This is a genomic window from Streptomyces palmae (assembly GCF_004684805.1).
Lineage (GTDB): Bacteria > Actinomycetota > Actinomycetes > Streptomycetales > Streptomycetaceae > Streptomyces > Streptomyces palmae.
The window spans coordinates 1-13,652 of sequence record NZ_SRID01000178.1 but is presented as its reverse complement, the minus strand read 5'-3'; the positions used below and the strand labels follow the sequence as shown (position 1 = coordinate 13,652).

Annotated in this window: 14 protein-coding genes and 1 pseudogene; 9 read left to right on the top strand and 6 right to left on the bottom strand. The window is 72.5% G+C overall.

The genetic code is table 11. The features are described from left to right. The first annotated feature begins 293 nt into the window (after positions 1-293). Positions 294-1,226: a serine hydrolase gene (locus E4099_RS18820; RefSeq protein ID WP_135340262.1), complete on the top strand. Its 933-nt coding sequence runs from the start codon at positions 294-296 to the stop codon at positions 1,224-1,226. A 158-nt stretch (positions 1,227-1,384) separates the two neighbouring features. Here the strand turns inward: E4099_RS18820 and E4099_RS18815 are convergent, their stop codons facing one another. Continuing rightward, positions 1,385-1,885, bottom strand: a complete 501-nt coding sequence (locus E4099_RS18815) for a MarR family winged helix-turn-helix transcriptional regulator (protein ID WP_135340261.1) — start codon at positions 1,883-1,885, stop codon at positions 1,385-1,387. 68 nt (positions 1,886-1,953) lie between these two features. Between E4099_RS18815 and E4099_RS18810 the strand changes: the two genes are divergently transcribed. Both E4099_RS18810 and E4099_RS18805 read left to right on the top strand, forming a co-directional pair. Then, positions 1,954-2,361, top strand: coding sequence for a VOC family protein (locus E4099_RS18810; protein WP_135340260.1), 408 nt, complete (start codon positions 1,954-1,956; stop codon positions 2,359-2,361). Positions 2,362-2,490: 129 nt separating this feature from the next. Continuing rightward, entirely contained in the window at positions 2,491-2,844 is a 354-nt protein-coding gene (locus E4099_RS18805; RefSeq protein WP_135340259.1) for a hypothetical protein, read from the top strand. 42 nt (positions 2,845-2,886) lie between these two features. Here E4099_RS18805 and E4099_RS18800 read toward each other — a convergent pair whose 3' ends face one another. Continuing rightward, positions 2,887-3,870, bottom strand: coding sequence for a helix-turn-helix transcriptional regulator (locus tag E4099_RS18800; protein WP_135340258.1), 984 nt, complete (start codon positions 3,868-3,870; stop codon positions 2,887-2,889). A gap of 158 nt (positions 3,871-4,028) precedes the next feature. On the opposite strand from E4099_RS18800, the gene E4099_RS18795 reads away from it, so the two are divergent. After that, entirely contained in the window at positions 4,029-4,868 is an 840-nt protein-coding gene (locus E4099_RS18795) for an NAD(P)H-binding protein (protein WP_135340257.1), read from the top strand. A gap of 111 nt (positions 4,869-4,979) precedes the next feature. Here E4099_RS18795 and E4099_RS18790 read toward each other — a convergent pair whose 3' ends face one another. Continuing rightward, positions 4,980-5,390, bottom strand: a complete 411-nt coding sequence (locus tag E4099_RS18790; RefSeq protein ID WP_135340256.1) for a VOC family protein — start codon at positions 5,388-5,390, stop codon at positions 4,980-4,982. Positions 5,391-5,627: 237 nt separating this feature from the next. Then, on the bottom strand, positions 5,628-5,987 hold the full coding sequence (locus tag E4099_RS18785; protein ID WP_135340263.1) for a helix-turn-helix domain-containing protein: 360 nt from the start codon (positions 5,985-5,987) through the stop codon (positions 5,628-5,630). A 259-nt stretch (positions 5,988-6,246) separates the two neighbouring features. On the opposite strand from E4099_RS18785, the gene E4099_RS18780 reads away from it, so the two are divergent. Beyond that, positions 6,247-8,637: an ATP-binding cassette domain-containing protein gene (locus E4099_RS18780; RefSeq protein ID WP_135340255.1), complete on the top strand. Its 2,391-nt coding sequence runs from the start codon at positions 6,247-6,249 to the stop codon at positions 8,635-8,637. Positions 8,638-8,753: 116 nt separating this feature from the next. Here the strand turns inward: E4099_RS18780 and E4099_RS18775 are convergent, their stop codons facing one another. Then, a complete protein-coding gene (locus E4099_RS18775; RefSeq protein WP_209446657.1) occupies positions 8,754-9,224 on the bottom strand; it encodes a GyrI-like domain-containing protein in 471 nt (156 codons plus the stop codon). A gap of 246 nt (positions 9,225-9,470) precedes the next feature. On the opposite strand from E4099_RS18775, the gene E4099_RS18770 reads away from it, so the two are divergent. The 4 genes from E4099_RS18770 to E4099_RS18755 all read left to right on the top strand — a co-directional run bounded on the left by E4099_RS18770 (position 9,471) and on the right by E4099_RS18755 (position 13,274). Beyond that, positions 9,471-11,447, top strand: a complete 1,977-nt coding sequence (locus tag E4099_RS18770; protein WP_135340253.1) for a hypothetical protein — start codon at positions 9,471-9,473, stop codon at positions 11,445-11,447. An 89-nt stretch (positions 11,448-11,536) separates the two neighbouring features. Beyond that, on the top strand, positions 11,537-12,052 hold the full coding sequence (locus tag E4099_RS18765; protein WP_245244983.1) for a helix-turn-helix domain-containing protein: 516 nt from the start codon (positions 11,537-11,539) through the stop codon (positions 12,050-12,052). A gap of 29 nt (positions 12,053-12,081) precedes the next feature. Continuing rightward, positions 12,082-12,777, top strand: a complete 696-nt coding sequence (locus E4099_RS18760; protein WP_135340252.1) for a hypothetical protein — start codon at positions 12,082-12,084, stop codon at positions 12,775-12,777. A 149-nt stretch (positions 12,778-12,926) separates the two neighbouring features. Then, positions 12,927-13,274 carry a DUF2516 family protein gene (locus tag E4099_RS18755; protein ID WP_135340251.1) on the top strand — a complete coding sequence of 116 codons (348 nt, stop codon included), beginning with the start codon at positions 12,927-12,929 and terminating at the stop codon, positions 13,272-13,274. 201 nt (positions 13,275-13,475) lie between these two features. On the opposite strand, the pseudogene E4099_RS34285 reads toward E4099_RS18755, so the two are convergent. Beyond that, positions 13,476-13,652: pseudogene (locus E4099_RS34285) on the bottom strand (phosphatase); the annotation flags it as partial.

Below are 13,652 nucleotides of genomic sequence, written 5' to 3'. Positions count from 1 at the left end.
CCCGGAGGCCGACCGACCCCGGAACACGGTGACCGAACACCCACCCCCTCTCCTGTCCGCATGCCGGACACCTACCCCCTCCTGCCGAACATCACCCCGGATACCGCACAACCATTCGCACCCCTCAAGGTGTCTTCGAGTCAGGTTCAGCACGTGCGCCCCGCATGCGCGCCCCGTACCGGCACACGACGCCCGCGCTCTCGCCGTGCGGGTCCGCGCGCACCGGAGGGCAGCCGTGCCGGGCCGCACCAGCCGGGCTTACTACGTACGACACAGGGGGATGGGAAGCCTCGATGACCACGCATCACCGCATATCCCGGCGCGCCTGCGGCGCGCTGTCCGCGGCCCTGGCCGCCGGCGTTGCGCTACCGCTCACCGCCACCGCCGCCCAGCCCGCCACCGCGGCCACCGCGCAGGTGAGCTGCGTCTCCGCGAAGGCCGGGCTGGCCGACAAGCTCACCAAGGACATCACCTCGGCGCTCCGCGGCCGGGCCGCCACCACCGCGATCTCGCTGCGCGACCCCGCCACCAAGACGGTCTGCACACTCCGGCCCGACCAGCGGTTCGACTCCGCGAGCACGGTGAAGACGACGGTGCTCGCCACCCTGCTGTGGGACGCGAAGAAGCACAACCGCTATCTGACCCAGCGCGAGGTCGACCTGGCGACCGCCATGATCACCCGCTCGGACAACAACGCGACGACCGCGCTGTGGAAGCAGCTCGGCCTCACCAAGATCAAGGGGTTCCTGGCAGCCGCGAAGATGACCGGGACGGTGCCGGGCAGCAACGGCTACTGGGGCCTGACCCAGATCACCGCGCGCGACGAGCAGAAGTTGATGGACCTGATCACCACGCGCAACACGGTGCTCAGCGACAACTCCCGGGCCTACATCCTCAAGCTGATGAACAAGGTGGTCTCCGCGCAGCGCTGGGGCACCCCGGCCGGAGCACCGAGCAGTGTGAAGATCCATGTGAAGAACGGCTGGCTGTCCCGCGCCACGCACGGCTGGCGGGTGCACAGCCTGGGCGCCTTCACCGGCACCGGCAAGAACTACACCATCACCGTGCTCACCCATGACAACCGCACCATGGACGACGGGGTGGCCACCATCCAGGCCGTCGCCCGGGCCGTGCACAGGGACCTCAACCCGACCACCTCCCTCGCACCGGGCTTCGCCCCGACCGCCACCCCGCAGGAAGCCCTCCCGCCGGTACCGCGCGGCTGACGCCTCGCCAACGGGCCGGGGCACGTTGCCCCTGCCCCCGCGGGCCGGGGTCCGCGCCCGTCACACGGACGGGAGCGCGGACCTCGGCCCAGGACCGGAGCACGAACCCGGCCGCCCACGGCTCGGCCCCCGCACCCGCACCCGCCGGGCATCCCGGCTCAGACGGGCGTCACACCCTCCTGGTGCAGTCGGGTGTACACCCGTCGCAGCAGACCCGCGAGCTGGGCGCGTTCCTCTTCGGCCAGGGGGGCCAGGATCTCGTCCTGGACCTCCCTCGCCGCGGCGTCCAGCTCGGCCAGCGCCGCCCGCCCCGCATCCGTCACCGTGACGGTGACCCGCCGCCGATCGGCCGGATCGCGGGTGCGCTCCACATAGCCCGCGGCCGCGAGATCCTCCACCACCTTCGCGACATCGCTCGCGTGCACCGCCAACCGCTCGGCCAACTCCCGCTGCGCATGGGGGCCGAAGTCCACCAGCGCGGCCAGTACGGCCATGTGCCACAGCCGCAGTCCGCGCGTCGCCAGCCGCTCCGCCAGCCTGCCGCGCGCCGCCTTGCCGATCTTGGACAGCAGGTACGTACTCAACCCGGCGAGGCTGGGCGGCGTCAGCGGCGTCGCGTCGGCACCCTCTCCGAGCGAGCCCGGCGTTCCCTTTTCCATGGAGCAATTGTAGGCGCACACCTATAGTAGGTGCCGTCCTAGCAATATCCCCGAGAGCGAGGAGCGTCATGGACGTGCTGTATCCGCGGCTGCTGGTCACCCGGTTCACCGAGTGCTTCCACTTCTATGCGGCGGTGCTGCCCCCGCTGACCGGCGCTCGGCTGGCCAAGGGCGCCCCCTCCGGTCCGTATGCCAACTGGGACCTGGAATCCCAGGCGGTGCTCTCCCTCTTCGACCGGGCGGCGATGGCCGAGGCCGTCGGCACCGCCGCGCTGCCCGCCCGGTCGGCCGCCGCGCAGGACGCCCTGGCCCTGGTCCTGCGGGTGGCGGACGTGGACGGCGCACTGGCGACCTGCCTGGCCCATGGCGGCGCGCCGGTCACCGAGGCCGCCGACCGCCCCGACTGGGGACCCGGCCTGCGCACCGCCCACCTGCGGGACCCCGACGGAAACCTGATCGAGCTCCAGTCGTACTGACCACCCCTCGCTCCCGAGGTCCGCCGCCGCTCACTCGTCCGGGTGCTCCTGCCGCCCGGACGGCATGGCTGCCCCCGCATGCCTCGTTACCCGGATACCGCACGGTGCGGTACGGCGAAAGGACAGGCGATGAGGAAGATCAAGGCACGCTGGCTGTGGAGCGGCGCCCTCGGCGGTGCCCTGCTGTGCGCGCCCGCGCTGCTGGGCCTGCCGGATTCATCGGGTGCCGAGGCAGCGGTGCCGGCGCGGTCGCCACGGGTGGTGTCCGGACCGGTCAGCGGCCTGAACGCCGCCTCGGTGGCCAAGTGTCCGCGCGGCACCCGGGTCCTCAACGGCGGATATGTCAGCCGCGGCTTCCGGACCACCAACGGGAGCCTCAACGACTACGTGCTGCGCAACGCGCCCCTGCCGAACGGATCGGGGTGGCAGGCCAAGCAGTTGGCCGGAAGGGTCCAGGCGTACGCGGTGTGCACCGCGCGCTGAGGCCCCACCCGGCACCGGTCCGGCGGTCCGCCCGACCGCACCTCAGTCGCTCCCGGCTCGGGGCGGGAGCGAGGAGGTCGGCGCGGGCGGGCCGTACAGGGTGGCGAGTTCGGCGGCCAGCCGAGCAAGCCGCTCCCTGGCTCGGGGCGGTTCGAGTATCTCCACCCGCGCCCCGAAACCGGCCAGTTGGGCGGCCACGACCTCCGGGCTCGGACCGTCGACCTCGATCTCCAACCGGCCGTCCGGCAGCGTCCGCAGGATCCGCAGCCGGCCGTCCAGCAGCCCGCGCAGCACCGGCTCGGCACCGGCCTCGGCGCGGGCCAGCACCGTCGCGGCGCGCATCCGGTCCGCCATCCGCCCGGTCAGCGAGCGCCAGGCCGTGGCGAGGTCGAAGCCCTCCGGGCGTATGACCGGGTCACCCGTCGGCCGCACCGAGGTGACCCGGCCGATGCGGAAGGTCCGCAGCCCCGCCTCGGTGTTCGCGACCAGGTAGTCGACCCCGGCCTTGTCCGCCAGGCCCAGCGGGTGCACCAGCCGCTCGTCGGCGGTCCGGCCGGGCCGCGCATAGCCCAGCCGCACCTGCACCCCGTCCAGCACCGCCTGCTGGAGGGCGGCCCGTTGGGTCGCGGCGCCCAGCGGGGTGTCCGTCCAGTCCGTGCCGTCGGCGACGGTGGCCCGTGCGGCGGCCTCCGCGTCCGGCCGCAGCGGCGCCGGCAGGGCGCGTACCAGTTTGCGCAGCGCCACCCGGAGTTCAGGGCCGGCCGCGGAGGGCCCCGCCACCAGGAACAGGGCCCGGACCTCGGCGGCGTTCAGCCCGGTGAGATCGGTACGGGCGCCGCCGACCAGTGCCCAACCGCCGCCCCGCCCGCGCTGCGCGTAGACGGGGATGCCGGCCGTCGCCAGCGCTTCCAGATCGCGGCGGGCGGTGCGCTCGGACACCTCGAGCTCCGCGGCCACCTCCGCCGCGGTCACTCGGCCACGAGACTGCAGAAAGAGCAGCACGGCCACCAGACGATCGGCCCTCATGCCGTCATTCTTCCGGACCCGCAAAGAAAACCGGTCAGAAGGTGGCCAGTTCAGGCGAGAGGCTGTGTCTACGCGGTCGGAAACGGGCAGTGCCCCCGGCCCCGTACGCGGCGTGCGGCAGCACCCGCGTCCCCAGACACGGAAGACGGGAACAGACCATGATCGTGGTGACCGGAGCCACCGGGAACATCGGACGTCCGCTGGTGACGGCGCTCGCCGCCGCCGGCGAGCAGGTGACAGCCGTCTCGCGGGGGCTGCCCACCGCGCCCGCGCCCGACGGGGTCCACCACCGCCAGGCCGACCTGGCCCGACCGGAGAGCCTCAAGCCGGTGTTCGACGGGGCCGAGGCGCTCTTCCTGCTCATCGCCGGCGGTGGCGAGGGCATCGACCCAGCGGCCGTGCTCGGCGCCGCGCTGGCCGGTGGGATACGCCGCGTGGTCCTGCTGTCCTCGCAGGCCGCCGGGACCCGTCCGCGAAGCCTCTCGCACGAGCACCTGCGGGCGATGGAGACCGCGGTGCGGGACCAGGCGCCGGAGTGGACGGTGCTGCGGCCGAGCGGCTTCCACTCCAACGCCCTGCTGTGGGCCGAACCGGTCCGCGCCCAGCGGACGGTGGCCGCGCCCTTCGGCGAGGTCGGCCTGCCGGCGATCGACCCGGCCGACATCGCCGAGGTGGCGGCCAGGGTGCTCCGCGACCCCGGCCACACCGGCCGCGTCCTCGAACTCACCGGCCCGGCACCGGTCTCCCCGCGGGAGCAGGCCGAGGCGATCGGGCAGGCGGTGGGCGAGCCCGTCCGGTTCGTCGAGCAGAGCCGTGCCGAGGCCCGCGAGCGGCTGCTGCGGTTCATGCCGGAGCCGGTGGTGGAAGGCACCCTCGCCATCCTGGGCGAACCGACCGACGCCGAGCAGCGGGTGAGCCCCGAGGTGGAGCGGATCCTGGGCCGCCCGGCCCGGCCCTTCACCGACTGGGCGGTCCGCCACCGGGACATGTTTCTCTGACCTGGGCCGTTGGGCGGGGCGAGGAGCTTGCGACGGAACCGGCCGCGGCGCGGCGAGCCCCTTCCGGCACCCCCGAATGCCCCGGATCACCCGCTCCGCGGGTCGGCCTGGCTAGGCCGTCGGCTGGGTGAAGCGGATGCGGTTGCCGAAGGGGTCGCGCAGCCCGCAGTCGATCCCGTAGGGGCGCTCCGTGGGCTCCTCGGTGAACTCCACGCCGCGGGCCAGCAGGGTCTCGTAGGTCCTGCGGCAGTCCGCCGTGGTGAAGATGAGCCAGCCGCCCATCGCGCCCTTGGTCACCAGATCGCGGACCTGCTCCGCCGTCTCCTCGGACATCGAGGGCGGGCCGGGCTTCTCCAGCAGGATCTGGCGACCGGGCTCGCCGGGCACGCCGACGGCCAGCCAGCGCATGAAGCCCATGTCCACATCGGCGGTGACCTCCAGGCCGAGCTTGCCGACGTAGAAGTCCAGGGCCTCGTTCTGGTCGAGGACGAAGATCTGCGAATGCGTGATGGCGTTGAACATGACGACTACGTTATGCGGCCGCCACACCGAAAACTTCTCCAAAACTGCTCGATCCCCGCAGGCCGATGGGGGGATTCCCCGCAGGTCAATCGTGTGGCTCGCAGCCGGCTCGACTGCCCGCCCCGGCCGCTCGGCCCCCGCCCGCACCGGCCTGGTCACGTCACTCGACCGCGGCCCACTCCCCGGCCCGGTCACCCACGCGTGCGCGGCCGACTCCCCTGCCCGACCACGGCCGGATCAGCCGTTCGGTCGCATCCAGGCCATCGCGAAACAGGTCGGAACGCCGGTGGCGGTGGCGGACTTGCGGTACTCCCGCGGGGACTGGCCGACGATGTCGCGGAAGGTCCGGCTGAACGTGCCCGGGCTGCCGAAGCCGACCGCGTAGCAGACCTCCGTCACGCTCCGGTCGGTCTCGCGCAGCAGGAACATCGCCCGCTCGACCCGCCGCCGTTGGAGGTAGCGGTGCGGGGTCTCCCCGAACGTGGCCCGGAAGGTACGGGTGAAGTGCGCCTCGGAGACCAGGGCGATCCGGGCCAGCGCGGGGATGTCCAACGGTTCCGCATAGGCGCGGTCCATCGCGTCCCGAGCACGCAGCATCAGGCGGTTGCGCTCCTCGACTTCACGGTTCACCACGTCATCAGACCACAGCCGAGAGGCCGCCCCGGCAGGGGACCGGCTGCCTTGGGACCACCACCGCGGCCACCCCGCCGGGGCCGCCGATGGGACGCCGGCGCCCCATGGCGTAAACCGCGCCACGACAGGAGAACCGCACGTACGCTCGACGTTGATCAGATCGAGTCAGGCGACGCCGCCGGCATCCGCGACCGGCGGCCCCGTTCCCCGAGATGGAGAAACGATGAGCAAGGCCGAGCAGACCGACCCGCGATCTCCCTCCCCGCACATCGCCGACAACCACGATCTGATCCGGGTGCACGGCGCACGCGAGAACAACCTCAAGGACGTCGACGTCGAGATCCCCAAGCGCCGGCTGACGGTGTTCACCGGCGTCTCCGGCTCGGGCAAGAGCTCACTGGTGTTCGACACCATCGCCGCGGAGTCCCAGCGCCTGATCAACGAGACCTACAGCGCCTTCGTCCAGGGCTTCATGCCCACGCTGGCGCGGCCCGAGGTCGACGTACTCGACGGTCTGACCACCGTGATCACCGTGGACCAGCAGCGCATGGGCACCGACCCCCGCTCCACGGTGGGCACCGCCACCGACGCCAACGCCATGCTGCGCATCCTCTTCAGCCGGCTCGGGAAGCCGCACATCGGCTCCCCCAGGGCGTTCTCCTTCAACATCCCCTCCCTCAGCGGGGCCGGCGCGGTCACCCTCGAACGCGGCGGGAAGACCGTGAAGGAGCGGCGCAGCTTCACCATCACCGGCGGCATGTGCCCGAACTGCGAGGGCCGGGGCAAGGTCTCCGACATCGACCTCTCCCAGCTCTACGACGACACCAAGTCGCTCGACGAGGGCGCGCTGACCGTCCCCGGCTACAGCGTGGACGGCTGGTACGGCCGGATCTTCCGCGGCTGCGGCTTCTTCGACCCGGCCAAGCCGATCCGCGAGTTCACCGAGCAGGAGCTGGACGACCTGCTCCGCAAGGAGCCGACCAAGATCAAGGTCGACGGCATCAACCTGACCTACGAGGGGCTGATCCCGAAGATCCAGAAGTCCTTCCTGTCCAAGGACATCGACGCGCTGCAACCGCACATCCGCGCCTTCGTGGAGCGGGCGATGACCTTCACCGAGTGCCCCGAGTGCGGTGGCACCCGGCTCAGCGAGGGAGCCCGGTCCTCGAAGATCGGGGGGATCAGCATCGCCGACGCCTGTGCGATGCAGATCAGCGACCTGGCCGACTGGGTGCGCGGGCTCGAGGAGCCCTCGGTGGCACCGCTGCTGGCCTCGCTCCAGCAGACCCTGGACTCATTCGTGGAGATCGGCCTCGGCTACCTGGCGCTCGACCGGCCCTCGGGCACGCTGTCGGGCGGCGAGGCGCAGCGCGTCAAGATGATCCGGCACCTGGGTTCCGCGCTCACCGATGTCACCTATGTCTTCGACGAGCCCACCGTCGGCCTGCACCCCCATGACATCCAGCGGATGAACGACCTGCTGCTGCGGCTGCGGGACAAGGGCAACACGGTGCTCGTGGTGGAGCACAAGCCGGAGGCGATCGCGATCGCCGACCATGTGGTGGACCTCGGCCCCGGTGCCGGTACGGCCGGCGGCTCTGTTTGCTTCCAGGGCACCGTCGAGGGGCTGCGGGCCAGCGGTACGGCCACCGGTCGGCACCTGGACGACCGGGCCGCCCTCAAGAAGACGGTGCGGAAGCCGACCGGCACACTGGCGGTCCGCGGCGCCACCGCGAACAACCTGCGCGCGGTCGACGTGGACATCCCGCTCGGGGTGCTCACCGTCGTCACCGGCGTCGCCGGGTCCGGGAAGAGTTCGTTGGTGCACGGGTCGATCCCGGCCGGCGCGGGGGTGGTCTCGGTCGACCAGGGCGCCATCCGCGGCTCCCGGCGGAGCAACCCGGCGACGTACACCGGGCTGCTGGACCCGATCCGCAAGGCGTTCGCCAAGGCCAACGGTGTGAAGCCGGCGCTGTTCAGCGCCAACTCCGAGGGCGCCTGCCCCACCTGCAACGGGGCCGGCGTCCTCTACACCGACCTCGCGATGATGGCCGCGGTCGCCACCCCCTGCGAGGAGTGCGAGGGGAAGCGGTTCCAGGCGTCGGTGCTTGACTACCACTTCGGGGGCCGGGACATCAGCGAGGTGCTGGCGATGTCGGTGACCGAGGCCGAGGAGTTCTTCGGCACCGGCGAGGCGCGCACCCCGGCCGCGCACCGCATCCTCGGCCGGCTCGCCGATGTCGGGCTCGGCTACCTCAGCCTCGGCCAGCCGCTCACCACGCTGTCCGGCGGCGAGCGGCAGCGGCTGAAGCTGGCCACCCACATGGCGGAGAAGGGCGGCGTCTACGTCCTCGACGAGCCGACCACCGGCCTTCACCTCGCCGATGTGGAGCAGCTCCTCGGGCTGCTCGACCGGCTGGTGGACGCCGGCAAGTCGGTCATCGTCATCGAGCACCACCAGGCGGTCATGGCGCACGCCGACTGGATCATCGACCTCGGCCCCGGCGCCGGCCACGACGGCGGCCGGATCGTCTTCGAGGGCACCCCCGCCGACCTGGTCGCCGCCCGCTCCACCCTCACCGGCGAGCACCTCGCGGCCTACGTCGGCGCCTGACCGTCCCCCTGAGGCGTGGCCCGTCCGTTCAGAACGGCGGCGGGCCCGCCTCACCCCTCACCGAAGCCGAGACCGCGCACCGGCCCGGGCACCAGGCGATGCCACCCATCAACCCGTCAGCCCACCAATGGCCAGTTGAGTTCCGTACGCAGCTCACTCGGGTCCATGTCCGGGGCGGGCCGCGTGACGTACACCTCCCACCGATCCGCTCCGGCGGACAGCCCCCGCTCCCGTACCCAGGAGTGCAGCCGCTCCCAGGAGGACCCGAGGCCGTCGAACCCCCCGCGGTGCGTAAGCCGCGCGACCCGGCCCCCGGGCAGCGAACCCGCCACCACCCCGTCCTCCGGCCGCACCACCGAGTCCGTGGCGAACCCGACCTCCAGGTCCACGGACTCCCCCGGCGCCCCGTGATAGAGCGCGAAGGCGGGGCCCAGCACGGTGAGCCGCTGCGCCTCGATGACCCGGGCCAGGGCGCCGAAGGACGCGTCGAAGAAGTCCCGCAGTCCGGCCACCGGAACGACGCCACGGACAACCGCCGTCACCACCGGCTCCAGCGTCACAACCTCCGCCCCCGCGACACCGCTCACCTCGTCAGATCCATGTCCGCTCATACCACTCCCATCCCGTGCTCCCTGCCTACTCGGTACCTGGAGACCCGACGCACGCCGAGAACTCATCGTCCCGCGGTCCCGTCTCAGCGAAGGCGAACAGCGGTGACTGTCCGTCGGCGCTGGGAGGGCAACTCGGCAACCGCTCCAGCGGTCCCGCAGAGGCCGGCTTTCGCTGACAGGATGTCCGCCGGCGAGCCGATTCGCGAGGTCATGGGGGAATGTGTGGCAGGAATAGCGCTTGAGGCGTTGGACCATGTGCCGTGGGAGCGGCTGGAGTCGGCGCGCGTGGAGCACCCGCCCAAGGAGATGCGGCGAGCGCTTCGTCGCCTGGCGCTCAAGGGCGGGGCAGCGACCGAGGAAGACTGCTATCCCCTGTTCGACTGCTTCGGGGTGGGCACCGGGCGCGTGGCCTCCGTGGCAACCGCCGCGCTGCCGTTCGTCGTTGCGCTCGCCGGCGATCCGGACATGGGTGCCCGGGTCACACTCGTCGAGCTGCTGGCGAGTTCGTTCCAGACGGCGGCCGAAGCCGACCCGGGCCTGGTGGACGCGGGGTGGCACGAGGCGTGGCGGCTCCAGCGCTCCCGGATCCGGGCGCTGCTCGCCGACCCCCTGCCGGAGGTGCGGAGGGAAGCCCTGCCCCTCGGAGAGGACGTCGACGTGCTGCTGGAGCGGTGGCACGCCGAGACGGACCCGACGCTGCGGGTGCCCGTGCTGCTCGCGCTGGGGACCGCCGCAGCGGGCTGCGCCCAGAGCGAGCCGGTGGTTCGGGTGCGGGCGGTGGTGGCCGAGGTGCTGCGTACCGGCGGTCCCGTCATGCGGGTCGCCGCCGTGCACGCCTGGGCCGAGTTCGATCCCCAGGTGTCCGTCCGCGAGCTGGACCTGCTGGTGGAGGTCCTGTCGGACCCAGCGGTGCGTCCGCAGTTCGAGGCGATCTGGTACGCGCCGGCCGTCGAGGGTGCCTTCACCCGTGAGGACGTCGTCTCCTGGACGGCTCACCTGTTCGAGGACGCGCCGCGGACGGCACTCGCCTTCGTCGTACGGCTCCTCGACGCGGCGCGCCGGAACGGGGACACCCCGCTGTGCCGCGCCGCGTTGGACGAGGGATGGCGGCTGCTGGTGGTCCGGCCGTCCGCGGCATCCGCGCTGCTGCCGCTCGCGGGCGCGTTGCTCGCCGAGGCGGACGACGGCGTACGGTACCGGGCCGCCCACCTGCTGGCCGTGCTCGGTTCGCGGGCGGCTCCGTACGCCGACGCGTTGGCCGCCCTCCTCGACGACCCGGGCGAGGCCGAGTTTCTTGAGGGCACCGTCGGCGACCACGCCCGCTGGGCGCTGACCCGCATCGGCGACGAGCGCGCCCTGCCGGGGCTGGTCGAGCGGCTGTACGCGCCGTACCAGGGCCAGTACTCCCGCGGGTACGTCATGGGCGATCCCCACCTCCCGGAGGTCGAGGACGTCCTGAGCCCGCTGGGGGCGCACGCGCAGGCCCTGCTGCCCGCGGTGCGGAAGCTGCTCCGGGACGGCGTGGGCGGCTGCTTCCTGGAAGTCCTCAAAGCGTGGGGGCCGGCCGCGGCGCCCGCGCTGCCGGAAGTGGTGGCCCTGCTGGACGACACCAGGTACTCGCTGCGCGCAATCGATGCGCTGGTGGCCATGGGACCGACTGCGGAGTCAGCCGAGCCCGCCGTGCGCCGCTGCACAGTCCTCGACTTCCCCGGCAACCATCACAAGGTGGCGTGGGCAGCCTGGCGCCTGGGCGGCGACCGCGACGCGGCGCTGCGGCTCATCGGCGAGGCGGCGCTGACCGAGGAGGAGCCGTATTACAGTGTCGGCCTCCTTGGCGACTTCGGACCGGCGGCCTCGCGCTACGCCGACCGGGTGCGGCATCTCATGGAGCACGGTGACAGCTCGCTGCGGCTGCGCGCGGCGGTCGCACTGTGGTCGATCACCGGTGAGTCGGAGCCGAGTGGATCCGTCCTGGAGGAGTACCTCCTTCCCGTCGCCGATGGCGGCGACGCCTACGGCTCCTTCCTCGACGCACTGCGCGCCCTCGCCAGGATCGGCACGGTCTCTGAGGCGGCTCGGGCAACCCTGCGGACGGTGCGGGGATCCGACCGGCGGTTGTCGACGTACCGGGACTACCGGGCGTTCACGCAGGACGAGGAGATCCGGTCCGCGATCGACGATGTCCTCGCCCTGCCGTGACGTCCTCGCCGCCCTCCGGGGAGACCCGCCGCAAGCGGTTGCAAGCAATCGCTTGCAAAAGTTAGCGGCACTGGTGCAGCATCGTAGGCATGGCATCACTGAACGTCGGCAACCTCGGTGCGTTCCTGCGGGAGCAGCGGCGCAGCGCCCAGCTGTCGCTGCGGCAGCTCGCCGACGCCGCGGGGGTGTCGAACCCGTACCTCAGCCAGATCGAGCGCGGCCTGCGCAAGCCCAGCGCGGAGATCCTCCAGCAGCTCGCCAGGGCGCTGCGAATATCCGCCGAGACGCTGTACGTCCAGGCCGGGATCCTCGATGAGCGGGACCGGGAGGAGACGGAGGTGCGGAGCGTGATCCTCGCCGACCCGTCGATCAACGAGCGGCAGAAGCAGGTGCTGCTCCAGATCTACGAGTCGTTCCGCAAGGAGAACGCCCAGGAGCACGGGTGGGAGTCCGCGCCCTCCGCCGATGGCGGCAGCGAGCACCGCGGCGACGGCTCCCGCTCCGGCGGACGCGGCCGAGGCGCGGCCGGCGGCGGCAGTGATGCCGGTGCCGACAAAGCCGCCGACGACAGCCCGGCCGGCGACGCGCCGGCCGACGACGCCTGACAGTGAACCGATCCGGGAGGACCAAGGCCATGGCCATCACCGACGACGTGCGCAAGACCCTCACCGACCCCACACCGCTCTACTTCGTGGCGGGCACGGCCGACCTCGCCGCCCAGAAGCTCAGGGAGGTGCCCGCGCTGGTGGAGAAGCTGCGCGCGGAGGCCCCCGAGCGCCTCGCGGCGGTGCGCAAGACCGACCCGCAGGCGGTGCAGGAGCGGGTCACCCAGCAGGCAAAGGAGGCCCAGGAGAAGCTCACCGAGCTGCTCGGGTCGCTGGACACCGACCTGAAGAAGCTCCGCGACACCGCCCAGGAACTCGCCCTCCAGGGAGTCGGCCGGGCCGCCGAGTTGGCCATCCGCGCCCGGGACACCTACGAGGAGGTCGCCGAGCACGGCCGGGAGGCGGTACGGACCTGGCGCGGCGAGGCCGCCGACGAGGTCGTGGAGGTGGCGGAGAAGATCGAGCCCCCGGCCGAGCAGCCGAAGAAGGCTCCGGCACAGCGGGCCGGCGCCGGTACGGGGACGGACGCGGGGGCCGGGCGGAGCACCAAGACCACCGGCGGGGCCGCGAGCACCACCCGGTCCGCGAACGGCAGCGCGCGCACCGCCAAGCCCGCGGGCGGCACCCGCGGTGAGGCGGCGAAGCCCGCCGCCAAGCCCGTCGCCAAGTCGGCCCCGCCGCGGAAGGCGGCCGCGAAGAAGACCGCGCCCAAGCCGGCGGAGTGAGCGGGCGGCGCACGGCGGTCGGCCGGTCCGGGCACCCTGAATGTGGCCGGACCGGCCGGTGCTTCCCGGAGCCCGGATACCAGGACGATCAGGGGGTACGGTGGCGACAGAGGGAAGCAGTCGAACAAACCGACTAGGCGGGTGACCACGTGCTGGTTTTCGGATTCTGGGGTGTCGTCGGGCTGATCTCCCTGGCACTCGGCCTGTTCGCCCTGGCCGCGTTCATCGACGCGGCGCTCCACCGCGAGGACGCCTTCCGCGCCGCGGACAAGAACACCAAGGGGTTCTGGCTCATCATCCTCGGTCTCTCGGCCGTGGTGATGAAGCTGTTCTCGATCCTCAGCTTCCTGCCGGTGATCGGCCTGATCGCGACGATCGTGTACTTCGTGGATGTGCGGCCGGCGCTGCAGCAGGTCTCCGGCGGACGCGGCGGTCGCGGCGGACGCCGGCCCTCCAGCTCCGACGGCCCGTACGGCCCGTACAACGGCGGACGCTGAGACGGGCCCCCTCGCACCGAGCGCGTACGGCGGGCCCCTTCCTGCCCAAGCGCGTACGGCGGGCCGCCTCCGGCCAGGCGCGTACGGCGGGCCGCCTCCGGCCAGGCGCGTACAGCCATGTCCGGCCAGGCCCGGCACCGCGGGCCGCCTCGGCCGAGGACGTACGAACTCCCCGGACCGGCCGCCCGCGGCCACCCCGGCTCAGCCGCGGTCGAGCAGCAGCACCGCGAGGTCGTCGGTGAGTTCGCCGCCGTTCAGGGCGCGTACCTCGGTGACGGTGGAGTCCAGCAGTGCCTCGCCGGTCAGGCCCGCGCCCAGCTGCCGGGCGAGGATCTCGACCATCCCCTCCTGCCCCAGGCGCTGCCTGCTGTCCCGCCC

Bases quoted from the DNA above. Each gene is read 5' to 3' on its own strand.
- E4099_RS18820 (WP_135340262.1), top strand. From the start codon at position 294: ATGACCACGCATCACCGCATATCCCGGCGCGCCTGCGGCGCGCTGTCC.
- E4099_RS18815 (WP_135340261.1), bottom strand. From the start codon at position 1,885: ATGGAAAAGGGAACGCCGGGCTCGCTCGGAGAGGGTGCCGACGCGACG.
- E4099_RS18810 (WP_135340260.1), top strand. From the start codon at position 1,954: ATGGACGTGCTGTATCCGCGGCTGCTGGTCACCCGGTTCACCGAGTGC.
- E4099_RS18805 (WP_135340259.1), top strand. From the start codon at position 2,491: ATGAGGAAGATCAAGGCACGCTGGCTGTGGAGCGGCGCCCTCGGCGGT.
- E4099_RS18800 (WP_135340258.1), bottom strand. From the start codon at position 3,870: ATGAGGGCCGATCGTCTGGTGGCCGTGCTGCTCTTTCTGCAGTCTCGT.
- E4099_RS18795 (WP_135340257.1), top strand. From the start codon at position 4,029: ATGATCGTGGTGACCGGAGCCACCGGGAACATCGGACGTCCGCTGGTG.
- E4099_RS18790 (WP_135340256.1), bottom strand. From the start codon at position 5,390: ATGTTCAACGCCATCACGCATTCGCAGATCTTCGTCCTCGACCAGAAC.
- E4099_RS18785 (WP_135340263.1), bottom strand. From the start codon at position 5,987: ATGCTGCGTGCTCGGGACGCGATGGACCGCGCCTATGCGGAACCGTTG.
- E4099_RS18780 (WP_135340255.1), top strand. From the start codon at position 6,247: ATGAGCAAGGCCGAGCAGACCGACCCGCGATCTCCCTCCCCGCACATC.
- E4099_RS18765 (WP_245244983.1), top strand. From the start codon at position 11,537: ATGGCATCACTGAACGTCGGCAACCTCGGTGCGTTCCTGCGGGAGCAG.
- E4099_RS18760 (WP_135340252.1), top strand. From the start codon at position 12,082: ATGGCCATCACCGACGACGTGCGCAAGACCCTCACCGACCCCACACCG.